Annotated in this window: 13 protein-coding genes and 1 pseudogene; 5 read left to right on the forward strand and 9 right to left on the reverse strand. The window is 69.9% G+C overall.

Features of this window, described 5'->3' with window-relative positions; all coding sequences use genetic code 11:
- Window positions 1-200: 200 nt before the first annotated feature.
- From OG735_RS36165 to OG735_RS36200, 9 genes and pseudogenes are all read right to left on the reverse strand, one after another.
- The gene (locus tag OG735_RS36165) at window positions 201-1,805 is read right to left on the reverse strand and encodes an acyl-CoA carboxylase subunit beta (protein ID WP_327327354.1); all 1,605 of its coding nucleotides are present in this window, start codon (window positions 1,803-1,805) and stop codon (window positions 201-203) included.
- Window positions 1,802-2,410: an NADPH-dependent FMN reductase gene (locus OG735_RS36170; RefSeq protein WP_327328574.1), complete on the reverse strand. Its 609-nt coding sequence runs from the start codon at window positions 2,408-2,410 to the stop codon at window positions 1,802-1,804. Before OG735_RS36170 ends, OG735_RS36165 begins: the two co-directional genes overlap by 4 nt.
- A 41-nt stretch (window positions 2,411-2,451) precedes the next feature.
- Window positions 2,452-2,658 carry an MbtH family protein gene (locus OG735_RS36175; protein ID WP_327327355.1) on the reverse strand — a complete coding sequence of 69 codons (207 nt, stop codon included), beginning with the start codon at window positions 2,656-2,658 and terminating at the stop codon, window positions 2,452-2,454.
- A gap of 18 nt (window positions 2,659-2,676) precedes the next feature.
- Window positions 2,677-3,912, reverse strand: coding sequence for a metal-dependent hydrolase family protein (locus OG735_RS36180; RefSeq protein ID WP_327327356.1), 1,236 nt, complete (start codon window positions 3,910-3,912; stop codon window positions 2,677-2,679).
- Window positions 3,913-3,918: 6 nt separating this feature from the next.
- Window positions 3,919-8,154 carry a type I polyketide synthase gene (locus OG735_RS36185; RefSeq protein WP_327327357.1) on the reverse strand — a complete coding sequence of 1,412 codons (4,236 nt, stop codon included), beginning with the start codon at window positions 8,152-8,154 and terminating at the stop codon, window positions 3,919-3,921.
- Window positions 8,151-11,966 carry a MupA/Atu3671 family FMN-dependent luciferase-like monooxygenase gene (locus OG735_RS36190; RefSeq protein ID WP_327327358.1) on the reverse strand — a complete coding sequence of 1,272 codons (3,816 nt, stop codon included), beginning with the start codon at window positions 11,964-11,966 and terminating at the stop codon, window positions 8,151-8,153. The genes OG735_RS36185 and OG735_RS36190 overlap by 4 nt, the downstream gene beginning before the upstream one ends.
- Before the next feature lie 40 nt (window positions 11,967-12,006).
- Window positions 12,007-12,618 (reverse strand): annotated as a pseudogene (locus tag OG735_RS42130) (condensation domain-containing protein); the annotation flags it as partial.
- Window positions 12,615-17,738 (reverse strand): non-ribosomal peptide synthetase, encoded by a 5,124-nt coding sequence (locus tag OG735_RS36195; RefSeq protein WP_327327359.1) that lies wholly within the window; start codon window positions 17,736-17,738, stop codon window positions 12,615-12,617. The gene OG735_RS36195 and the pseudogene OG735_RS42130, both read right to left, overlap by 4 nt.
- Before the next feature lie 75 nt (window positions 17,739-17,813).
- Complete coding sequence (locus OG735_RS36200) at window positions 17,814-18,647, reverse strand: DUF5829 family protein (RefSeq protein ID WP_327327360.1); 834 nt, start codon at window positions 18,645-18,647, stop codon at window positions 17,814-17,816.
- A gap of 359 nt (window positions 18,648-19,006) precedes the next feature.
- Between OG735_RS36200 and OG735_RS36205 the strand changes: the two genes are divergently transcribed.
- From OG735_RS36205 to OG735_RS36225, 5 genes are all read left to right on the forward strand, one after another.
- Complete coding sequence (locus tag OG735_RS36205; protein ID WP_327327361.1) at window positions 19,007-19,810, forward strand: AfsR/SARP family transcriptional regulator; 804 nt, start codon at window positions 19,007-19,009, stop codon at window positions 19,808-19,810.
- 61 nt (window positions 19,811-19,871) lie between these two features.
- On the forward strand, window positions 19,872-20,873 hold the full coding sequence (locus tag OG735_RS36210) for a beta-ketoacyl-ACP synthase III (RefSeq protein WP_327327362.1): 1,002 nt from the start codon (window positions 19,872-19,874) through the stop codon (window positions 20,871-20,873).
- 92 nt (window positions 20,874-20,965) lie between these two features.
- The gene (locus OG735_RS36215) at window positions 20,966-21,214 is read left to right on the forward strand and encodes a phosphopantetheine-binding protein (protein ID WP_327327363.1); all 249 of its coding nucleotides are present in this window, start codon (window positions 20,966-20,968) and stop codon (window positions 21,212-21,214) included.
- Complete coding sequence (locus OG735_RS36220; protein WP_327327364.1) at window positions 21,211-22,434, forward strand: beta-ketoacyl-[acyl-carrier-protein] synthase family protein; 1,224 nt, start codon at window positions 21,211-21,213, stop codon at window positions 22,432-22,434. The genes OG735_RS36215 and OG735_RS36220 overlap by 4 nt, the downstream gene beginning before the upstream one ends.
- 47 nt (window positions 22,435-22,481) lie before the next feature.
- Window positions 22,482-24,047, forward strand: a complete 1,566-nt coding sequence (locus tag OG735_RS36225) for a GMC family oxidoreductase (RefSeq protein ID WP_327327365.1) — start codon at window positions 22,482-22,484, stop codon at window positions 24,045-24,047.

The following is a 24,047-nucleotide window of genomic DNA, read 5'->3' on the forward strand; positions in this document are numbered from 1 at the left end:
CGAGGTGTTCGGCCGACAGGCCGCACCTCAGGCAGGACGGGTCGTCCGCGCCTGTGGCCGGGCCGTCCTTCCCGTCGGGCACACCCATGCCCGGACCCAGTGGAATCCCGGCAGAGATCCCGATGAGCGTCCGCAACTGTGCGTTCAGACCCTCCCGTGCGTGCGCCATGTGAACAGCAACTCCTGTCCTGTCAGTCCTGTCAGAGTGGAATATTGCTGTGCTTCTTCGGCAGCGGCGCGACCCGCTTGTTCCGCAGGGCGCGCAGCGCCCTGATCACGGAAATCCGCGTCTCGGACGGCGCGATGATGTCATCGACGCAGCCGCGTTCGGCCGCGGCATAGGGGCTGGTCAGCGTCTCCTCGTACTGTTCGGTAAGGGACCGCTCCAGCGTCACGGGGTCCTCGGCCGCGGCGAGATCGCGGTGGAACAGCAGGTCGATGCCGCCGCGTGCGCCCATCACGCCAATCTCCGCAGTGGGCCAGGCGAAGCAGATGTCCGCGCCCAGCTCCTTCGAGCCCATCACCGCGTACCCGCCGCCGAACGCCCTGCGGGTGATGACGGTGATCTTGGGCACGGTGGATTCGATGTAGGCGAACCCGAGTTTGGCGCCACGGCGGATGATCCCCCCGTACTCCTGGACCGTGCCCGGCAGGAAGCCGGGAACATCGACCAGGGTCAGGATCGGAATGCCGAACGCATCGCAGAACCGGACGAACCGAGCGGCCTTCTCCGCGGCGTCGATGTCCAGCGAGCCGGCCAGGTGCATGGGCTGGTTGGCCACCACGCCGATGGTGTGCCCTTCCATCCTGGCGAACCCGCACAGAATGTTCTGCGCAAACTGCGGGTGCACTTCGAGCAGGTCCGCGTCGTCCACGAGCCGTTCGATCACCTGGTGCATGTCGTACGGCTGCTCGGAGACGTCCGGGATCACCGAGTCCAGTTCAAGGTCCCGGGCCGTGCCCGCCGGATCGACACGTGTGGGGTAACTCGGCGGCTCAGCAAGGTTGTTGCTCGGGAAATACGACAACAGGTCCTTGACGTACGCGAGCGCGTCCTCCTCGTCGGCCGCCATGTAGTGCGCGTTGCCCGTCCGCCGCGCATGAACGCTCGCCCCGCCGAGCTCTTCCAGGCCCACCGTCTCACCGGTCACCGAGCGGATCACGTCGGGACCGGTCACGAACATGTGTGAGGTCCGGTTGACCATGACGATGAAGTCCGTCGCGGCCGGGGTGTACACCGCGCCGCCGGCGCACACGCCCATGATGACCGAGATCTGCGGGATCATTCCCGACGCGGTGACCACCCTCCTGGCCACCTGGCCGTACGCGGAGAGGGCCAGCACGCCCTCTTGGAGCCGCGCGCCGCTGGAGTCGTTCATACCGATCACCGGGCAGCCGATCTGCATGGCGATGTCGAGGAGCTTGCCCACCTTCTCCCCGAACACCTCGCCGACGCTGCCGTTGAAGGAGGTCGCGTCCTGGGCGTACACGCACACCTGACGGCCGTCGACGGTTCCCAGGCCAGTGATCACGCCGTCGCCCATCGGGCGTCGGCTGTCGATGCCGAAGTTGGTCGAGCGATGGCGGGCCAGCGGGTCGGTCTCCATGAAGGAGCCGTCGTCCAGGAGCAGTTCGATGCGCTCGCGCGCGGTGAGCTTTCCCAGTACGTGCTGCCGCCGCGCTGCCCGCGGCGATCCCGGCTCGCGTGCCAGCTGCTGCCGTTCCCTGAACTTCTCGATGCGCTCTGCGGTGGTGTGCCGTACGGCACGTGCCGGCTGGGGTGTGGACTCGGGCCGCGCGGTCATCTGGTTGCCCCCGCCATGGCCTCGCTCGAGCCACCGAACGCCATGGCGAATTCGGTCACTTGCCGGCCGACCGTCAGCAGCTGCGTCTCGAATCGGCGGCCGGTCTCGATGTCGCTTGAGGTCAGAGGATGTTCGGTCGTGTTCAGCGTGACGCCCAACGGGGTCGGCCAGCCGCGCAGCGCGTGCACGATGGACCGCAGCGCGCACAGGGTGGTCCCTGCGGACTGCCACCCGGCGGCGGTGACCACACAGCCGACTGCACGCCCGTCCAGATAGGGCCGGGGGTCGTCACTGAGATCCTCCAGATAGTCCAGCGCGTTCTTGACCAGCCCCGAGACGCCGCCGTGATAGCTGGGGCTGGCCAGCAGCACGCCGTCCGCGCGGGCGAGTGCGTCGAGCAGTTCGAGGGCGGTCTCGCTGCGCTCCGTATGCTGCGGCTGGAAGAGCGGCAGCACGCCCAGAGATCCGGCATCGAAGAGACGGGTCCGGGCACCGGCCTCCGCCGCGCCCCGCAGCGCCATTGCCAGCGCCTTGTCCGTCGTCGATCCAGGTCGTCCCGTGCCGCCGATGCCGACGACCAATGGCTTCAACTCGCTCGGCCACATGGCCAAGTCAATCGTCTCCCTTCCCGGCCGTGGCCGGCGGTTCAGCCGACGCGCACGCTGCGTGGGCGCAGATCCGTCCACACCTCTTCGATGTGAGCGAGGCACTCCTCCTTGCTGCCGGAGAACCCCTCTGCGTGCCAGCCGTCCGGCATCGGCAGCGACACGTCCCAGATCGAGTACTGCTCTTCCTCGTTGAGCACTACTGCATAGCTGCCGGCTGCTTCCGGAGTGCTGCCGTGGTCCGCCATGAGTTGCCTCTCCCCCCGCTACTTGCGGGTGTCCTTGATGATGGTGCCGCCCTTCATCACAAGGACGACGCGGTCGGGGTTGTCGAAGAGTTCGGGCTCGGCGAGCGGATCGAAGTCCACCGCGACGAGATCGGCGTACTTGCCCGCCTCGATCGAGCCGATCCTGTCCGCGACGCGCATGATGGAGGCGTTCACCGAGGTGGCCGACATGATCGCCTCCCGCGCACCGAGGATCTTGGCTTTGAGCGCGATTTCCAGGCCCCGCCGGTTCTGGTTCGGCCCGATGAGGTCGGAGCCGGAGCCGACGGGGACGCCGGCCTCCCGGGCGGCCAGCAGCCCGTCGGTCATGCCCTGCATCGTGTCGCCGACGCGTTCGCGGATCTGCGGCGGCAGTCCGTGCTGTTCGAAGTTCTCCGTGAGGACCTGCGCGATGGACAGGGTCGGCACGAGGCTGACGTTGCCGGCCGCCATCATCGCGGCGGTTTCCTCGTCGATCCCGGTTCCGTGCTCGACGCACTCCACGCCCGCCTTCACGGCGTTGTGGATGCCCGCGACGTTGTGCGCGTGGACTGTGACGTAGGTGTGCCGGGCCCGTGCCTCGGTCACCGCCGTGGCGATCTCCTCGATGGTGAACTGGGTGTCGTCCAGCGAGTCGGCGATGGACACCACCCCGCCGGTGACTGCCATCTTGAGGAAGCTCGCGCCCTGCCTGAAACACTCACGAGCGGCCTTGCGCACCTCGTCACTGCCGTCGGAGATACGGCCCACGGCGGTCAGCCCGCGCACCCGGAAATGAAACGTCTCATCCGGCGGCAGGAACGGCGAACCGAGGTGCCCGTGTCCACCGCACTGCACCAGGGGGGACGCGGACGCCCAGATCCTGGGCCCGGGCACGAGCCCACGGCCCACGGTGCGCAGCACTCCATGGTCGATCCCGCCGCAGTCGCGGACCGCGGTGAACCCGGCTTCGACGGTCTGGCGCAGCGTGCGGAAGATGTCCGCGGCCCGCTCGGCGACGGACAGTTCCATGTTGAGGATGGCCCGCGACTCGCTGGAGTGCCCGAGGTGGACATGCGCGTCGATGAGGCCGGGCAGCAAGGTCAGCCCGCTGAGGTCGACGAGGTCGGCATCGCGCGCCGGTCCCCTTACGTCCGCGTCGGCGATCCGTTCTCCGTCGATCAGCACCGAACCCCGGGGCACCGGGTCGCCGCCCAGTCCGTCGATGACCGTGGCGCCGGTCAGGAGTTGAGGCATGTCTCGTCACTTCTCCGTCCTGGTGGTGGTCGCGCCGCCGTCGGGCGCGGGCAGCAGTTGCCGGCGTACGAAGAACCCGAGCATCCGCTGGAAGAAGGAGGCGTCCAGGGCTGGTGCGGGTGCCAGGTTCGGCGTCCGCAGGACGCTTCCGCAGTCGATCGCGGGCATCCGCCGGTCGGGCACATCTCCGAGCATGGCCATCAGCGGTGCCAGGGCGTTGTCCTCGCCCTCACGGTCCACCTGCTCGATGAGCGCCGCACGCCACTCCTCGAAGGGCACGCTGCGCACGGGATACCCGAACTCCCTGATCCTCTGGAAGATGTGGTTCCACTCGAGCGGCTGCGGGTCGATGGTGTGGAACGTCCGGTTCCGGGATTCCGGCCGCTGGGACAGTCCGACGACCAGCTTCGCCAGGTGGTCCACCGTGCCGACGGACAGTTCGTACGCACGTAGCGGCGCAAGCCCCAGCTGGACGCATCCCTGGATGACTTTGGTGATGTAGTCCTCGCTGTTGGCGGCGCCGTTACGGCTGTCGCACAACACCCCGCCCGCGCGGTAGACGGACACCGGGATCCCGCGCTCCCGCGCAATCCCGACCAGACCTTCGGCCACCCATTTGCTCTGGCTGTACGAGGTGTCGTGACCGACCGGCGGAGGCAGCGGATCGTCCTCGCGGAGGGTGTCCCGCTCGCCGGTCATCGCACCGGCGAGGACCGCCAGCGTGGAGATGTGATGCACGGGTTTGAGGCGCGACCGGGCAGCCAGCCGCAGAATCTCCTGGGTGCCGAGCACATTGGCCGACTTCAGGGCACGGTAGGGACGTACGAAGTTGACCCATGCGCCGCAGTGGTAGATGGCGTCGACCTCTGTGGCCAGCTCGTCGAAGCCGTCCGGCGTCAGGCCGAGCAGCGGCTTGGCCAGGTCGCCGGTCACCACGCGCAGCCGGTTCCCGGGCACCGCCAGGCCGTACGAGTCCAGCGCGGCGCGGACCCGTTCCACTCCCTCCGCCACGTCCGCGGCCCGTACGAGGCACAGGACCGTGGCGTCCGTACGTTCCAGCAGCTCGGCGCAGAGGAAAGCGCCGACGAAGCCGGTGGCGCCGGTGAGCAGCACGGCCCTCGGCGGTCCGTCGTGCGGAGCGGGCAGATCGCCCGCCCGGATGTCCTCGTCGAGCAGCACCTCGTCCTCGAGGACCGGGCCCGACGGAACAGCCGGGGCATCCGTGCCGCCCAGCGCCCGTTCGACCATGGCGGCCAGCGCCGCCACCGTCGGCGCGCGCAGCACGTCCCGGGCGGCGAGGCCGGTGACGCCCATGCGCCGCAGCTGACGGGTCGCCTGCGTCACCATCAGCGAGTGCGCTCCCAGATCGAAGAAGTCGTCGTCGACTCCGATCCGGTCGACACCCAGCAAGCTGCACCAGATGTCGGCTACTTGGCGTTCCGCCTCGGTGCGTGGAGCCACCTGCCCGTCGGCGTGGTCCCCGACCGCCTCGGATGCCGCATCCTCGAAGTCCGGCTCCGGCTCGGTGTGCGGCCGGGTCCGCTGCGCCTCGACCCAGTACCGCTTGCCCTGGAACGGATAGGTGGGCAGCGGCACACGGCGCGGGGCGGCCTCGCCGTGGAAGGCGTTCCAGTCCACGGGGACCCCCTGCTGCCACAACCGGCCGACGGCGGTGACCAGGTGGGCCAGATCGGGCGTCGGGTCGCGCGGCAGTCCCATCGTGGAGACCGCGACCGGAGCCGGCGCCATTCGCTGGGCGGTGGCCAGCGACGTCAGCGCCTTGCCCGGGCCGACCTCCAGCAGCATCCGGCCGGGCCGGTCCAGAACGCTGCGCACTCCGTCGGCGAACCGCACCGGCCGGCGCAGATGCTGCGCCCAGTACGCGGCGGATGTGGCCTCCATCGGAGTGATCCAGGTGCCGGTGACGCTGGAGACGAAGGGTATCTCCGGCTTGGACAGCGCAAGTTGCTCGACCTTGCGGGTGAATTCTTCGAGATAGGGATCGACCATCCACGAGTGGCTGGCCACCGGCACGCTCACCTTGCGGCAGTCGATGTCGCGAGCGCGCAGATCCGTGAGGAGCGCCGCGATGTCCTCGTCCGGCCCTGCGACCACCGTCAGATCGGGCGCGTTGACCGCCGAGACCGACACTCGGTCGGACAGCAGGTGCAGCAGCTCCTCCTCGGGCAGCTGCACGACGAGCATCCGGCCCGGCGGCATCTTCGCGAACAGCTCGCCCCGGGCGAGGGTGATGTCGAGCGCGCCCGGGAGGGTGAACACTCCGGCGAGGCAGGCAGCAACGTACTCGCCGAGGCTGTGCCCGATCATCGCTGCTGGGCGTACGCCCCAGGCCATCAGCTGACGCGCCAGCGCGTACTCGATGGTGAACAGCGCGGATACCACGCCGGCCCCCTGGCCGCGTCCCATAGTGGCGGCGCCACCGGCGAGTTCCTTGCCGCTCAGGGCGGTGAAGGCGGCGGGGAAGAGCAGCCTGCGCAGGTCGAACCCAAGCCTCGGCGCCAGCAGCTCGGCACACCGGTCCACCTCGGTACGGAACACCTTCTCCGAGCGGTAGATGTCCAGGCCCATGTCCGGGTGCTGCATGCCGCCGCCGGGGAAGGCGAAGACCGCCTCGTGCTTCCCGTCGGGCGCGGCTCTGGTGATCAGCCGGTCCGGCTCCTCGCCCCGCAGCGCGCGCACCGCGTCCGCCGTGTCCGTACAGACCGTGAACCTCCGCAGCCCGAAGCTCCGTCGGCCGTCCTGCAGCGTGAACGCCACGTCGGCCAGGGTCTGGGACGAATCCGCGCGGTCGAGGTGGGCGGCCAGCCGCTCGGTCGCGGCATCCACGGTGGTCCGGTCACGTCCGGAGACGGGCAGCAGCTGCCACTCCCGCGGCTGCGCCGGCGAGGGCTCGGCGGCTGCGGCCGGTGCCTGTTCGATGACGACGTGTGCGTTGGTGCCGCCCACCCCGAATGAGCTCACCCCGGCCCGCCGCGGTCCGCTCGCCGGCTGCCAGTCGCGGGCGCCGTTCGGCACATAGAACGGCGTGTGTTTCAGCCGGAGTTCGGGGTTGGGCCGGGTGAAGTTCGCGGTGGGAGGGATCTGCGCGTGATGTACGGCGAGGGCGGCCCGCATGAGTCCGGCGACGCCCGCCGCCGCGTCCAGATGCCCGATGTTGGCCTTGACCGAGCCCAGCGCGCACTGGCCCACGGCGTCGGCGGACAGCTGGAACGCCTGCGTCAGTGCGGTGACCTCGATCGGGTCGCCCACTTGAGTGGCGGTGCCGTGCGCCTCCAGATAGCCGATGGTGGAGGGATCGACGTTGGCAATCGCCAGCGCCGAAGCGATCACCCGGGCCTGCCCGTCGACGCTGGGGGCGGCGAATCCCGCCTTCATCGAACCGTCGTTGTTGACCGCGGAACCCCGGATCACGGCGTAGATGTGGTCACGGTCGGCCAGCGCCTCGGACAGCCTGCGCAGCACGAGCACCACAGCGCCGTTGCCCGGCACCGTGCCGCCGGCCGTCGCGTCGAACGGGCGGCAGCGGCCGTCGCCGCTGAAGAGCCCGCTGTCCGCGACCGGATAGCCGGCCTTCAGCGGCACATTGACCGTCACCCCGCCGGCCAGCGCGACATCGCACTCGTAACTGAGCAGCGACTGGCAGGCCACGTGGGTGGCGACCAGCGAGGTCGAGCAGGCCGTCTGCACCGTGTAGGCCGGGCCGGTCAGGTCGAGCAGATAGGCGATCCGGGTGGCAAGGAAGTCCTTGTCGTTGAACATCCGCGTCGCGGGGGCCATCGGCGAGCGCAGGAAGCGCGTATTGGTGTTCAGGTTCTGGGCCATGTACTTGTTCATGAACGAGCCTGCGAACACGCCGACGGTGCCGTCGAAGCGTGCCGGGTCGTGACCGAAGTCCTCCATGGCCTCCCAGGCGGTCTCGCAGAACATGCGCTGCTGGGGGTCCATCGTCTCGGCCTCGCCCGCGTTGAAGCCGAAGAACGAGGCGTCGAAGTGGTCCGCGCCTTCCAGATGACCGGACGCGGGGACATAGTCGGGATCGGCCAGCGTCTCCTCGTCGATGCCCGCGGCCGCCAGCTCCTCCCGGCCGAACCAGGTGATCGACTCCACCCCGTCGCGCATATTGCGCCAGAAGTCATCGACCGTCCTGGCCCCCGGTACTCGGCAGGCCAGGCCGACGATGGCCACCGGCTCAACGCCGTCCAGCTCCTCGCCGCCCGTCACGCCCCACTCCGTTCCGCTCGCCGCTTCGCCTGCCGGGCGAACGCGTCGGCCCGCCTGCCCGCCGCCTTGCGCACCCGGTCCAGTCCGTCGCCGCCCCCCGCCGCGCCTGCCGGACCCGCGCCGCCTGCCGCACCCGCTGTGTCGAACGCGGCGACCAGAGCCCGCGCCGTGGGGTAGCGGAAGATGTCCACGAGGGACAGCCGATCGCCCAGCACGGGCTGCAACCGCGCCCTGGCCTGCACGGCGAGCAGCGAATTTCCGCCTGCCTCGAAGAAGTTGTCGTCCATGCCGATCCGGTCCGCGTGCAGCACCTCGGCCAGTGCCTCGGCCACGTGACGCTCCTTGTCGTTGTCCGGCGGCCGGTAGACGGCAGCCCGCCGGTTCTCCAGGGCGGGCAGCCTTGCGCGGTCCACTTTCCCGTTGGCCGTCATCGGCAGAGCGTCGACGAAGACGACGTCCGCGGGAACCATGTAGTCCGGCAGTGACTTGGCTCCGAACGCCTGCAGTGCGGGACCGGTCAGGGCGTCCGTTCCGTGCGGGACGGGCACGCAGTAGGCAACAAGGCGGCTGTGCCCGCCGTCCCCGCGCACCGTGACGAGGACGCTTCGTACATCGGGATGTGCGCCCAGCGTGTTCTCGATCTCGCCGAGCTCGATGCGGTGGCCGAGGACCTTGACCTGGTGGTCCAGGCGGCCGAGGAACTCCAGCTCACCGTCTGCACGCCGACGCACCAGGTCGCCGGTGCGGTAGAGCCGCGCCCCCGGCTCCGCGGAGAAGGGGTCCGGCATGAAGCGTTCCGCGCTGAGCGCGGGCCGGTCGAGATAGCCGCGCGCGACACCGGGGCCGCCGAGGAGCAGCTCCCCGGGGACGTTGGCGGCCGTCGGCCGCAGATAGGCGTCGACGACATACGCCCGTACGTTGGCCAGTGGCCGCCCGATCGTCACCGACGTCACCGGCCGGGGACCGCCCACTGGCGCCGTCGTCGCCCAGACCGTCGCCTCGGTGGGCCCGTACATGTTGTGCACCCTGCCGGGCAGCAGTGTTGCCAGCCGCTCGGCGAGCGGGGCGGGCAGCGCCTCGCCGCCGACCAGCAGCCGGTCCAGCCCGGCCAGGGCGGCGGCGGCCTCCTCGTCCTCGGCCAGCAGCCCCGCCACCGAGGGCGTGCACTGCAGATGGGTGACCCCGTGCCGTACGAGCTGTGCCGCAATGGGCTCGTCGGCCTGCGCGGTGCGACGCCGGGACTCGCTCAGCTCGCGTGTCGTCGCGAGATGTTCCAGGGAGGCGAGCACTCGCTCGTGCTCGACGCCGAAGTCGATGAGGCAGGCGACCTCGTCCACCTCGATCGACTTGAGCCGGTCGATCACATCGGCGCAGTGCTCCGGCGTGCCCAGCAGCCCCGACGTTTCGAAGAACCGGTCGAAGGCCTGCGCGACGAGGTGGTCGAGCTCGTCCTCGGGCAGCGTACGCAGATCGATCTCTCGCCCCATCGCCCGGCCGAGACCGGTCAGCAGGTCGAAGGAGGACTTGATGTACGCGCACAGGGGCTCGCGGACGGTCTCGCGCACCTCGTCGGTGTCGGTCCCGACGAAGGTGTGGAGCATGACCGTCACCTGGCCGTTGCCCGGATGCCCGGCCTCGCGCCAGGCCTGCCGGTAGAGCTGGATCTTCTCCGCGAGCTGCTCGACGCTGTGCCCGAGCAGATGGGTCAGCAGCCCCGCGCCGCTCTCTCCGGCGAGCTGGAAGGTCTCCGGGCTGCGTGCGCTGGTGACCCACACCGGAAGTTCGTCCTGCAGGGGCGGCGGGAAGATGCGTACGTCCGTCTCGGCGTCGGCCCCGTTGCGACGGCGTACGGTCTGCCCTCGCCACAGCCGGCGCAGCTCGTCGAGACCGCTCATCATGGCTTTCTTGCGATCGGCGTAGGCGTCGGGCGCAAGTACGAAGTCGTCCGGCTGCCAGCCGGAGGCGACCGAGATGCCGACCCTTCCGTGGGAGATGTTGTCCACGACGGACCACTCCTCGGCTACCCGGAGCGGATCGTGCAGAGGCAGGACGACGCTGCCCGCCCGTACGGCCACGCGCTCGGTGATCGCCGCGATCGCGGACGCGGTGACCGACGGATTCGGGTACAGGCCGCCGAACTCGTGGAAGTGCCGCTCCGGCGTCCATACGGCCGAGAACCCGTTCCGGTCGGCGAACTTGGCGCCTTCGGTCAGCAGCCGGTAAGCATCGCCCGGCTCGCCTCCCCGGTCGCCGCCGAAGTAGAACAGGCTGAGGTCCACCGGCTGGGCCTGCACGGAGGAGGTGACGGTCATGCCGCCCGCCCCGGCGCTGTGCGCACTCGGTTCGTCGCCACGGATGACCACCCGGTAGCCGTGTGCCAACGTCCACAGCAGTTCCAGCACTGAGATGTCGAAGGACATGCTGGTGACGGCAAGCCAGGTGTTCGGGGAGTCCCCGCCGAGCACCTTGTCCATGCCGCCGAAGAACGTCTGGACATTGCGGTGCGAAACCATCACGCCCTTGGGCCTGCCGGTCGAGCCCGAGGTGTAGATCACATACGCCAGATGCTGCGGCGAGACGGTGCCGGCCGGGCTGGGCCCGGCAGGTGTCACGTCCCGCTCGGGCGCATCGAGCAGCAGCAGCGAAGCGGGCAACCCCGCGATGCGACGGGCCAGGGACACTCGCGTCACGATCACCGGCGTGCGCGAGTCCTCGGCCATGAACGCGATCCGGTCCGCCGGATAGCCGGGGTCGAGCGGCAGATACGCGCCGCCGGCCTTGAGGACGGCCAGCAGTGTGACGACCAGGTCGGGCGAGCGGTCCAGATAGACGCCGACGGGAACGTCCGCGGCGACGCCGTATGCACGCAGCCGGGCGGCCAGCGCCTCGGCGCGCCGGTCCAGTTCGCGGTATGTCATCGCGTCCTGCGGCTGCTGGTCCGCACCCAGCAGTGCTGGGGCGTCCGGTGTCCGCGCGGCCTGCTCTGCAATCAGCTCGTGGACCAATACGCCCGGTACGGGCTCGGCGGGCGGGTTCCAGTCCACGAGGACGTGGCGGGTCTCGTCCGGTGACAGCACGGGCAGTTGACGCAGCGGGGTGTCCGGGGCGGCCACGGCGGCGGCGAGGACAGCGCTGAATTGATCGCCGATCGAGAGCGCCGTGTCCTTCTCGAAGAGGTCGGTGCTGTACTCGAGGCGGGCCGACAGCCGGTCGCCGACGCGGGTCAGGCTCAGGGTCAGGTCGAACTTGGCGGTCTCGGTGTCGCCCGGCACCAGCCGTACCTCGCAACCCGGCAGGACCAGGCCGTCCGCATCACCCTCGTGGTAGCTGAACATGAGCTGGAAGAGCGGGTTGTGGGCCGGGTCACGGCTGGGCTGAAGCTCCTCCACCAGCTTCTCGAAGGGCAGCTCCTGATGCGCGACCGCGGACCGGCTCTCGTCCCGGGCGCGAGCCACCAGCTGCTGGAAGGTCGGCTCGCCGGAGACGTCAACGCGCTGCACCACGGTGTTGGTGAAGAAGCCGATGAGCGGCTGCAGGCCGGCCTTGGTCCGTCCCGCCACGGGCGATCCGACGATCACCTCGTCGCCGCCGGCCCGGGAGTGCACCACGGCAGTGAACGCGGCCAGCAGCACCGCGAACGGCGTGGCGCCGCTGGAGCGGGCCAACTCGCCCACCCGCTCGGTGACATCGGGGCCGATGGCGAAGTCCAGATGGTCGCCCAGGTGGCTCTGCGTGGGAGGCCTCGGACGATCCGCGGGCAGCGTCGCGAGGGCCGGGGCCCCGGCCAGCCGCTCCCGCCAGTAACCCAGCATCTCCTCCAGCGGCCCCCCCCGTGAGCCGGGCCATCTGGTCCTCGGCGAAGGCTGCGTACTGCCTCTCCACCGGTGCAAGCTCCGGCTCCCGACCGTCCATGAAAGCCCCGTACAGGGCGGACAGTTCGCTGCCGAGGACGCCGAGCGACCAGCCGTCACAAGCGATGTGATGCAGGCTCAGGCAGAACCAGTGTTCGTCGGGCGCGAGCCGCAGCAGCAGGGCCCGTACGGGCACGTCCGAAGCCAGATCGAACGGCCGGCCGGCCTCCTGCCGGCACTCCTGCTCCGCCTCGGCCGCCGGGTCGGGCCGGGCGGACAGATCGCGGACCGGGATGGTCACGGGCTCCGCCGGCCGGACGAACTGGCGCGGCGTGCCGTCCACCGACCGGTAGACCGTACGCAGCACGTGATGTCGGCGCACCACCTGGCCGAGCGCGTGCTCCATGGCGGCGACGTCCAGCGGGCCGCTGATCCGGTAGATCAGGGGGACGACGTAGACAGCGCTGCCCGGGTCGAGCTGGTCGAGGAACCACAGGCGCTGCTGAGGGTAGGAGAGAGGGTAATGGCGCTCCGAGATACGCCGCTTGAGCCGCTCCGCGAGCCGGGCACGCCGGTCGTCGGCCGTGCCGCCGGAGAGAGCGCCGTCCGTCATCGTTCGACCTCGTTCTCAGCCATGTCACGCAAGAGTGCGTTCACCTCGTCGTCGGAGAGTTCGTCGATCCGGTCGAGCAGGTCCTCGTCGGCATCGGTCTCGCAGACGGTGCCGTGGGCCGTGGGCGGCGGGCGGTCGCCGTCGGTGGATGCGAGCGCGGCGTCCACTGCGGACGCGAGGCGCTCCACGGTCGGCGCGCCGAGGAAGTCACGCAGCGGCACGTCCACGACGAACAGTTCGTTGACCCTGCTCATCAGGCGCATCGCCAGCAGGGAGTTCCCGCCGAGAACAAAGAAGTCGTCCGCCACTCCGGCTCCGGGGACGCCGAGCATTTCCGCGAGGAGCCCGGCCAGTGTCCGTTCGGTCGCGGTGCGCGGAGGCACATGGCCGTCGAGCGGCAGCCGGCTGTCGTCGACCGCCGGCAGCGCGGCCCGGTCGACCTTGCCGCTGGCAGTCAGGGGCATCGCCGGAACTTCGGCATACGCGGCGGGCAGCAGATACGCGGGCAACGTCCGGGCGAGGAAGTCCCGCAGCACTTCCGGGGAAGGCGCGGACCGACCCGGCGCGCACGCCACATAGGCGACCAGCCGGCGACCGGACGGGGCGTCGTCGTCGTCGACGACGACCGCGGCCTGGCCGACGCCGGGGTGAGCGCTGAGCGCCGTCTCCACCTCCCCCGGCTCGATCCGGAATCCGCGGATCTTGACCTGGTTGTCGGCCCGGCCGAGGAATTCCACCGTTCCGTTCCGGCGGTAGCGCGCCACATCACCCGTGCGGTACATCCGCGCTCCGCCACCGGCGTACGGGTCGGGCAGGAACCGCTCGGCCGTGAGCCCGGGGCGGTTCGCGTAACCGCGGGCCACGCCCGGTCCGCCGATGTACAGCTCGCCCGGCACGCCGACCGGCACGGGTCGCAGGTGCGGATCGAGCACATGGGCCGTGGTGTTGGCGATCGGCCGGCCGATGGGCACCGAGGGCGCACCGTCCGGCAGCGGCTCGATCAGGTGGCACACCGCGAACGTCGTGGTCTCGGTGGGTCCGTAGCCATTGAGCAGCCGCGTCGGCCGGTCGGCGGCGGAACTGTCCAGCAGCTGCCGTATCCGGCTCACATTCAGCACATCGCCGCCGACCAGCAGATTGGTCAACCCCCCGAAGGCGGCCGGGCTTTGAGTCATCACCTCCGTGAACAGCGCCGAGGTGAGGAACATGCTGGTCACACCATGCTCGCTCAGCGCCGCCGCCAGCCCGCCGGGGGTGAGCAGCTGGTCCGCGTCGATGACGAACAGCGACCCGCCGTGCAGCAGGGCGCCCCACAACTCGAAGGTGAGCGCGTCGAAGGAGGCGTCGGCAACCTGCGCGAATCGCTCGTCCGGCCCGAAGGAGACATAGTCGGTCCCGCACACCAGCCGCAGCACCGAACGGTGTTCGACCATCACGCCCTTGGGCCTGCCGGTGGAGCCGGAGGTGAACAGGATGTACGCGAGGCTGTCGGGTGCGGCCTGCGCAGCCGGCGCGTGTGCCGGGGCGTTCGCCAGCTCCTCGGCCACCTCGTCCAGGACCAGCGTCCGCGCCGCCCCCGGGGCCAGTCGCCCCCTGAGACCCGCGCGCGTCACCACCAGCGGCGCGGCGACGTCGTCGAGCATCGCGGTGAGCCGCTCCGCCGGATATCCGGGGTCAAGCGGTACGTATCCGCCGCCGGCCTTGAGGACCGCCAGCAGCGCGATCACCATCTCGTCGCCGCGTTCGAGCAGCACGCCGACGGGCACGTCCCTGCCGACGCCGCGCGCCCGCAGCAGCTGGGCCAGGCGGTTGGCCCGCTCCTCCACCTGCGCGTAGGTGGAGGACTTCGCGCGGCTGACGAGCGCTGTCGCGTCCGGCCTGGCCGCTGCCTGCTCGGCGAAGAGCTCCGGGACAGTGCGCTCGTACGGGAACGGTGTCGCCGCTCCCCGCGCTCCTTGGAGAATGCCGGCCAGCTCACCGTCGGTGAGCAGAGGAAGGTGCTCGTAGGAGAGTTCGGGGGAGTCGAGTGCCGCGTCGAGGACGGTCGTGTAGTGCTGGACCATCCGGCGCATGGTCTCGGGGTCGAAGAGGTCGGAGGCGTACTCCCAGATCAGGGTGATGGCCGCGTCGTCGTCACCGACTCCGCGTCCGGCGCGCTGCTCCGCACGCGGGATCACCACCACGTTGATGTCGGTCTTGGCGGAATCGTTGTGCAGCTCCAGCACGGAGCCGCGGATGCCCATGAAGTTCAGGTCGGGGATCTGTGAGTCGTGGAAGCTGAACATGACCTGGAACACAGGGTTGCGTGAGGGGTCGCGGGGCAGCGCCAGGGCGTCGACGAGCCGGTCCAGTGGCACGTCCTGCCATTCGTGTGCTCGTCCGACGGTGTCGTGGACGCGCCGAACCAGTGCGTCGAAGCCCGGCTGTCCGGACAGATCGATGCGCAACGGCACGGTGTTGACGACCATGCCCATCATCTGCTCGATCTCTGTGAGTCGCCGGTTGGCGACCCCGCTGCCGACGACCACATCGCACTGACGGCTGTAGCGCGACAACACCGCCGAGAACCCGGCGAGCATCGTGGAATAGAGGGTGGTGCCGCGGGAGCGGCTGTAGGCGCGCAGTTTGCGGCACAGTTCCCCGGGCAGGTCGATGCGCACCGAGGAGCCCTTGAAGCTCTGCGCGACCGGCCGCGGACGGTCCGTAGGAAGCTCCAACGCGGCGGGTATGCCGTCGAGTTCCTTGGTCCAGTGCGCCACGTATGCGTCCAGGACGTCACCTTGCAGCCACTCCCGCTGCCACAGGGCGAAGTCGGAGTAGCCGATGGCCGGCTCGGGAAGCGGCGAGGGCTTGCCCTGCGCCAGACTCGCGTACAGCTCCTGCAACTCACGCAGGAAGAGCGCGTACGACCAGCCGTCGTGCACAAGGTGATGTTCGACGTGTACGAGTGTGTGGTCGTCCTCGCCGTGCCGGATCAGCACCCAGCGGACCAGTGGCGGTGTGGTGAGGTCGAAGGGGGCCTGCACCGTCTCCCTGATGATGGCGTCGGCGCGCTCCGTCCCCTCGCCGGCGGAGAGCCCGGCCAGGTCGTGCAGCGGCAGCAGGACCTGCGTCGTCGGCTGCGGAAACTGCATGGGCCGACCGTCGACCTCCCGGAACGCGGTACGGAACACATCGTGGCGGCGCACGATTTCGGTGAGGGTGGCGTGCAGTGCGTCGATGTCGAGCGGGCCGTGCAGCCGGATCGTGGCCTGCGCGTTGTAGGCGAGGTTGCCCGGCGCCAGCTTCTCCAGGAACCAGATGCGTTCCTGAGGGAAGGACAGCGGAACCGGTGTGCCCCCGTCCCCGCGCGCCCCGGCCCGGATCGCTGGCACGGTCAGCCCGGCGGCGGCCGAGTCGATCAGGAGGGCCATCGCCGCCACGGTGCGCGCTTCGAACACGCGGCGCAGGGGAAGCTCGCGGCCGAGCTCCGAGCGCACCCGGGCAGCCAGCCGCCCGGCCAGCAGTGAGTGGCCTCCGAGGGCGAAGAAGTCGTCGTCCGCGCCGACCGAGTCGAGAGACAGAAGGTCGGCCAGCATGTCGGCGAGCGCTCGTTCGGTGGGGGTGCGGGGCTCCGTACGGCCGGAGGATTTGCGGGATCCTCTGGCGGGCACGGGCAGTCGGTCCCGGTCGATCTTGCCGCTCGGCGTCAGAGGCATCTGCGTCAGAGGCACAACGACGGCCGGCACCATGTGCTCCGGGAGACGCTCGGCGAGATGGGCCCGCAGCCCCGCGGCGTCGAGGCCGTCGCCCGTCGCGTAGGCGACGAGCCGCGGCCCGGCCCCGTCGTCACGCGGGATCACCACGGCATCGGTGACCTGCGCGTGCTCGGCCAACTGCCGGGCAATCTCGTCCGGTTCGATACGGAAGCCGCGGATCTTGACCTGGTGATCCAAGCGGCCGAGGAACTCCAGGCTGCCATTCTCCCGCTCGACCACGCGGTCACCCGTGCGGTACAGCCGTGCACCGGTCTCGGCACATCCGGGGTCGGGGATGAACCGCTCCGCGGTCAGGCCCGGCCGGCCGAGGTAACCACGCGCCACGCCCGCCCCGCCGATGAGCAACTCACCGGGCGTGCCCGCGGGCACCGGCCGCAGCGACTCATCGACGACCAGGGTGCGGGCGCCGCGGATGGCCGTGCCGATGGAAGGCTTGCCGCCGTCGGCAGTCAGCTCGGCGACCGTGGCCCACACGGTGGTCTCGGTGGGCCCGTACGCGTTGAACATGCGGCGTCCGGGCAGCCACTGCTCGACGAGGTGCTCCGGAAGCGCCTCGCCGGCGCACACCAGCACCGCCAGGTCGGGCAGCGGGGTCTCCGGCAGCGTGGCCAGCACCGAGGGCGGCAGCGTGAGATGGGTGATGCGACGGTCGCGCAGAAAGTCCGCGAGGCCGGGGCCGGGCGCGATGTCGTCGCGCGGCGCCAGCACCAGGGTGGCGCCCGCGTACAGCGCCATCGTCATCTCGAATACCGAGGCGTCGAAGCTGGTCGGCGCGAACTGCAGCACCCGGCCGTCCGGTTCGACGCCGAAGGTGTCGATCTGCGCGCGGGCAAGATGGGCCAGCCCCCGATGGGTGAGTGCGACGCCTTTGGGACGGCCGGTGGACCCCGAGGTGTAGATCACGTAGGCGAGTTGGCCGGGCGTCGGGAGCGGCCACGGCTCCCTGGCGGCGGGCGTCGTCGGCACAGCGGGACCCGCGTCGGGGCTGATGATCTCCAGACCGTCGTACGCCGGGTCACGAGCGGTGTCGGGATCGGCGACGAGCAGGGAGAGCCCGGAGTCGGCGATCATGTAGCGGAGCCGGTCGGCCGGGTAGGCGGGGTCGAGAGGGAGCCAGGCCGCACCCGCGCGCAGGATGCCGAGCACCGCCGGCGGTAGGTGGAGCGACGGGCTCGCCGCGATCCCGACCACGCTGTCCCGGCCGACGCCTCTGCGGATGAGCCCCGCAGTCAGCCGGGCCGATCTGTCGTCCAATTCACGGTACGACAGCCGCTGGTCACCGAACTCGACCGCGGTCGCTTCCGGCGTCGCCGCGACGTTCTGGTCGAATATCTCACTGAACAGTGGTGTCGTCTCAGGCATTTCTTTGGGCTCCCCGATTGCACTCGACCTGCGGTGACTGACTAAGCCTTTCTGGCATATCCCGCACAAGATCGCTCACTGCGACGGAGTGAAGCTCCACCGCGCAGTTTCTGCTGATTCGATGACAAGTCGCGAGGTCTCGCCGAATCGGAACTCCCTGGGGATCGAGGATTCGTATACCTCGGGGTCCAGGCCGATCTCGATTTCCGTTACGCGTTCCAGCTGATCGCCGGTCTCCAGCCGGACGGTGAGGCCCGGACCACGCAGTTCATGTACTCCCGGAGCAGTTTCGGCCCCGGTGTAGCCGAAGACCGCGAGCGCGTCGGCGAGGCGTCGGCCGCGCTCCGCGGCAACCGAGATCGTCACGCCGGTGACATCCCTCATCAGCCGGTTTCCCCCCGCCGGAGCCCCGAGCGCCGCGTCCAGATAGTGCTTCCGGGGCAGCGTCCCGTCCGGTGCCGGCTGGGCGCCGAGGGACTGGAAGTACTCGGGCGTCACCTCGTTGAGGAAGAGCAGCAGCGGGCTGGCCTCACCCAGGTCGACGCTGATCAGGTGGTACCAGGGCTGCTGCTCGTCCGTGCCTTCCACCGAGCGACGTACCAGGTCATGGTGGTACTTGACCTCGCCGGAGGCGTCCAGCAAGGCGCGGGCACGCTGCGCGGAGCCCGGCTCCTCGAACGAGAACACCAGGCCGCCCGTGAGAGGCGACGCGCTGGGTAGATCACTGCCGAACAGCTCGATCAAAGTGTTCTCACCGGCCACTCCGAGTGTGGAGTACTGCCCGGCGACCGAGCTTTCCGCCTCCTTGCGCTTGATCCTCCCGAAGCGCTGAGTCAGGAATCCACTCGCCGACACATCGCGATGCGCGGCCCCGTCGAGCAGCACCATGACGTGGTCGAGGCGAGGCACCGGCCTCCAGTTCGCTGCAGATCCACTCGTCAAGCGTCTGCTCCGATCCGGTCAGAATTGGCGGTCCGACGAATAGTCAATGTGCACCGCATAAACGCGGTTGCTCTCGGCGGACTCCGGAGCCAGGAGTCTTGCATCCGCTACCCCTGTAAGGCACCGGGGGAATCCCTGGGCACCCTGGGGGAGCCCCTGGGTTGCCCCCTGTACCCGCCAGAACTGCCTTGACACTCCCTCTGTCACACGACAACTATTGGCGTCTGAACAATTTGATCAACGCGAGATCGCGGTAGCCGTAAATCGGACGCCATTGCGATGCCGCCGACTGGACGCCCGACGAGTCGAATTGACTTAGGAGTGTCGTGCACATCGAAATTCTTGGCACCGTCTCCGTCACAGTGGGCGGTCACGAACGCGAAATCCGCGCGAACAAGGTACGCGCCATGTTCGCCACCCTGGCGCTGGAACCCGGACGGGCGATCTCCCATCTCGAACTCGCCGACGAGCTGTGGTCCGGCCAGCCTCTCGGCAATGTGCACAACGCACTCCAGGCGCATGCAGCGCGCTTGCGGAAAATCCTTGACGGCCCTTCTCAGGAGCGCGCGGACGGGACCGTGCTGCGCGCCGTGCACAACGGCTACGTACTGGACATCCCGCGCGAGTCCGTGGACGGCAACCGATTCCTCGACCTCGCGGCGCGGGGCTCGGCGGCCTTGCGCCGCGACCCCTACCGGGCACTCGAACTCCTGGAGTCGGGGCTGCGGTTGTGGCGCGGACCGGCCCTGCTGGACGCCGGAGACGGCCTGCGGTGCAGGGCGGCGGCCGCCCTGTTCGACGAGCGCCGGCTGACCATGTGGGAAGACCTCATCACTGCCAGACTGGCCGTCGGCGATGTCCGCCAGGCAGCCGCCGAACTGCGCCGACTCGTCGCCCAGCACCCCCTGAACGAGCACTTCTGCGCGCAGCTGATGATGGCCCTGTACCGCTCGGGACGACAGGGCGAGGCGCTGACCCTGTACCACCGCACCCGTCATCGACTGGATGAGGAACTGGGTGTACAGCCGGGCCTGCCCCTGCAACAGCGCTACGCCGAGATCCTGGCCCAGGACCCCGCGCTCACGCTGACCGGGGTCAGCCGACCGTCAGCCATCGGTCAGATCGCATGAACACGGTGAGCATGCCGGGCATGCCCAACGTGCTGAGCGTGCCGCACATGGGCGACATCCGATGACCCGGGCCGCGGTACTCACCGGCATCGGCGGCTGCCTGCCGCCCCGCGCGGTGTCCAACGAGGAGATTGCCGCGGCGTCCGGTGGCTCCGACGAGTGGATACAGTCCCGGACCGGCATCCGCCAGCGGTACTTCGCCGCGCCCGGAACGGCCACCTCGGATCTCGCGGTCGGGGCCGGCGAGCAGGCGCTCAAGTCCTCGGGCGACCCATATGTGGACACCGTCGTCGTGGCGACGTCCACGCCCGACCGGCCCTGTCCGGCGACCGCGCCCACTGTGGCGACGCGGCTCGCGCTGTCCGGCGCGGCGGCGTTCGACATTTCCGCCGTGTGCACGGGATTCATCTACGGTCTCGCCAACGCCGCCGGGCTGATCGCGTCCGGTTCGTCCACCCGCGCCCTGGTCATCGGGGCGGACACGTTCTCCAGCATTCTCGACCCGACGGACAGGACGACCTCGGCGATCTTCGGTGACGGCGCGGGCGCGGTGGTGCTGCGCGCGGGGGAGCCCGACGAACCGGGCGCCATCGGCCCGTTCGACCTCGGCAGCGACGGGGAGGGCCGCGATCTCATCACCGTGCGTGCCGACGGCTCGGAGCAGCGCCTGACCGGGCTGCCCGCCGAGGCCGCGGACCGCTACTTCGCGATGGCCGGCAAGGAGGTCTTCCGGCACGCGGTACAGCGCATGGCGAAATCCTCTACCACGGCGCTCGACCGGGCCGGCTGGCGCCGTTCCGACGTCGACTGGCTGGTCGCCCACCAGGCCAACGCGAGGATCCTCAACCGGCTCGCCGACGAACTCGACATCCCGCGCGAGCGCGCCGTCAGCAACATAGCCGAGGTCGGCAACACCGCGGCCGCGTCCATCCCGCTGGCCCTCCACCACGCGCATGCCACCGGGATGCTGCGCCCCGGTGACCAGATACTGCTCACCGCCTTCGGCGGCGGTCTCACCTGGGGCTCGTCCGTACTGACGTGGCCGGAGACCGGCCTGTCGTGACACCGGCCCGGCGTGACACCGGGGGCGGTGCCACTGCCCCCGGCCCCTGCGCACCACCACAGGACAGCACCACCGGAGAAAGGGAATCCGTGATGACAGCCATGTACGACACCCTCGCCGACATTCTGGTCAACCGTTTCCAGGTCGAGCGATCGGAGATCAAACCGGACGTGACTTTCGAGGACCTGGAGATGGACTCTCTCTTCCTCGTGGAGCTGCTGCTGGTGGTGGAGAAGGAACTGGGCGTAAAGATCAGCGACGACGCCGCGTCGCCCCGCGACACCATCGGGCGGGCGGCCGAGGTGATCGAGGAGCAGGCGGCCGCGGCGAAGACGTCATGACCGTTGCTCCCGTCGCCGTCACGGGGCTCGGCCTGGTCACCGCCGCGGGCATCGGCACCGAAGCGAGCTGGCGAGGCGTGTGCGAAGCCCTGCCGACGGCCAAACGCGATCCCGCCCTCGAAGGCCTGCTGGTCGATATCTCGTACACGGTCCCGGGGTTCAGCGCGGCCAAGCTCGTCGGGCGCCGCAGTACCCTCGTCCACGACAGATTCGTCCAACTGGCCATCGTCGCCGCGCGGGAGGCCGTTGCCGACTCCGGGCTCGACCCCAAGACGTGGGACGGCGCGCGCGTCGGCGTCGTCATGGGCTGCGGGCTCGGCGGCGTCTCGACCTGGGAGCAGCAGCACCGGACCCTGCTCTCCGAAGGGCCGGGCTCGGTCTCCGCGCTGCTGATCCCCCTGCTGGTGCCGAACATGGTCGCGGGTCATCTCGCCATGGAGTTCGGCGCCCGCGGACCCAATTTCGTCACCGCGACGGCCTGCGCCTCGGGCGCGACCGCGATCGGAGTCGCGACACAGCTGCTGCACGACGACCGCTGCGATGTGGTGATCACGGGCGGCAGCGAAGCGGGTGTGAGCCCGTTGATTGTCACCGGGTTCGCGCAGATGGGGGCGCTGTCCCGACGGCTGGACGAACCGGCCGCCGCGTCCCGCCCGTTCGACGTGGATCGTGACGGCTTCGTCATCGGCGAGGGAAGCGGCGTACTGATCCTGGAACGGGAGACGGACGCACGGGCCCGTGGGGCGCGCGTCCGCGCCAGGATCGCGGGGTACGGAGCCTCCGCCGACGCCCACCACATGACGGCCCCGGACCCGCAGGGCGTCGGCGCCCGACAGGCCTTGGAGGCGGCGCTGGCCTCGGCCGACGTGTCCCCGGGCGACGTCGACCACGTCAACGCGCACGGCACCTCGACGCCGCTGAACGACGCGGCCGAGTCCAAAGTTCTGCACCAGGTGCTGGGCACGCGTGCGACGGTGACGTCCGCCAAGGGCGCGGTCGGTCACTCCCTCGGTGCAGCGGGCGCGATCGAGGCGGCGCTGACCGTGCTCACCCTGGAGAACGAGACCGTGCCACCGACGGCGAACCTGGAGAACCTGGATCCGGAAATCGAGCTGGACATCGTCGAGAAGGGCCCCCGAGCCCAGCACATCGATGTGGCAGTGAGCAACTCGTTCGGCTTCGGCGGCCAGAACGCGGTCCTGGTCTTCACCTCGGCGTAAAAGCTCCCTCACCCCAAACCCGACGACCCGTCAACGGAGGTCGGCCCGTGGCCGAATCGCTCAGCAACGGTCCCTTCGACATCATCGTCGTGGGTGCCGGTTCCGCCGGTTGTGTCGTAGCGCGACGGCTGATGGACCAGGGCGCGAACGTCCTGCTTCTGGAAGCCGGCGGCCAGGCCACCAACCCGGCCATCGACGACCCGCTGCGGTTCGGTGAACTGTGGTTCAGCGAGCAGGACTGGGCGTACCGCACCACGCCTCAGGAGCACGCGGCCGGCCGCAGACTGCACTGGCCGCGCGGCCGGGTGCTGGGCGGGTCGAGTGCGCTCAACGCGTTGATCTACGCCCGGGGCGCGGCGCTGGACTACGACCACTGGGCCTATCTCGGCAATGACGGCTGGTCGTGGCGGGACGTGTTGCCGGTCTTCCGGGCCATCGAGGACTACGACTCCGGGGCGGACGAACTGCACGGCTCGGGCGGGCCGCTGCCGGTGCTCACCAAGTACCACGCCGATCCGATCCACGACGCGCTGATCCAGGCGGCGTCGGAGACCGGTATCCCCTTTCAGCCGGACTACAACTCAGGTAGCCCTGAGGGGATTTCGAAGGCCCAGTTCACCATTGCCGACGGCCGCCGGTGCAGCGCGGCCGCGGCCTATCTCGACCCGGTCGCCCACCTGCCCGGCCTTACCGTGATCACCGGGGCCCGCGTGCGGCGCGTACTCCTCGAAGGCAGCCGTTGTGTCGGCGTGGAGTGGCTGCGGGAGGAGATCGTCGAGAAGGCCACCGCCCGCGCGGAGGTGGTGATCAGCGCAGGCGCGATCGAGTCGCCCCGGCTGCTGATGCTGTCCGGCATCGGCGCCGCCGCCCAGCTGCGCTCCATGGGAATCGATGTGGTCGCCCATCTTCCGGGCGTCGGACGCAACCTGCACGACCACGTCCTGGCACCCGTCATCTTCAGCACAGAGCGCCCCGTCGGTCGCCCCTCGCCGGGCCTCGGCCCCGCCCAGACGCATCTGTTCTGGCGCAGTCGGCCGGGGCTGCCGGTGCCGGACCTCCAGCCGCTGCACTTCCCGGTCCCCATGTACCAGCCGGGGATGACAGGGCCTCCCAGTGGCTTCACCCTGCAGGCCGGGATCGTCCGGCCCACTTCCCGGGGGGCGATCCGGCTGACCGGCGCGCAACCGGAGGACGAGCTGCTCATCGACCCCGGCACACTGCGTACGGGAGCGGACGTGGACAGCCTGGTGGCCGCCACGGTCTTGTGCCGGGACATCGGACGCTCGTCGGTCCTGCGTGAGGAGTGGGGCGCCCGTGAGCTGTACCCGGGCCCCGACGTGGGCGAAGTCGTCGGCGACCCGGAACTGCGCGAATATCTGCGGCGCACGGTGACGACTTATCACCACCAGTCAGGCACCTGCAAAATGGGCGTGGACGCCGATGCCGTCGTCGATCCGCAGCTGCGGGTGTACGGCATCGACGGACTGCGGGTCGCCGACGCCTCCGTGTTCCCGGCGATCACGACGGGCAACGTCCATGCGCCTGCCCTGATGGTCGGGGAGCAGGTCTCCCGGTTCATCGCAGCCGACCACGGGACGGCCTGGGCCGCCTAG

Source organism: Streptomyces sp. NBC_01210, from assembly GCF_036010325.1.
Classification (GTDB): domain Bacteria; phylum Actinomycetota; class Actinomycetes; order Streptomycetales; family Streptomycetaceae; genus Streptomyces.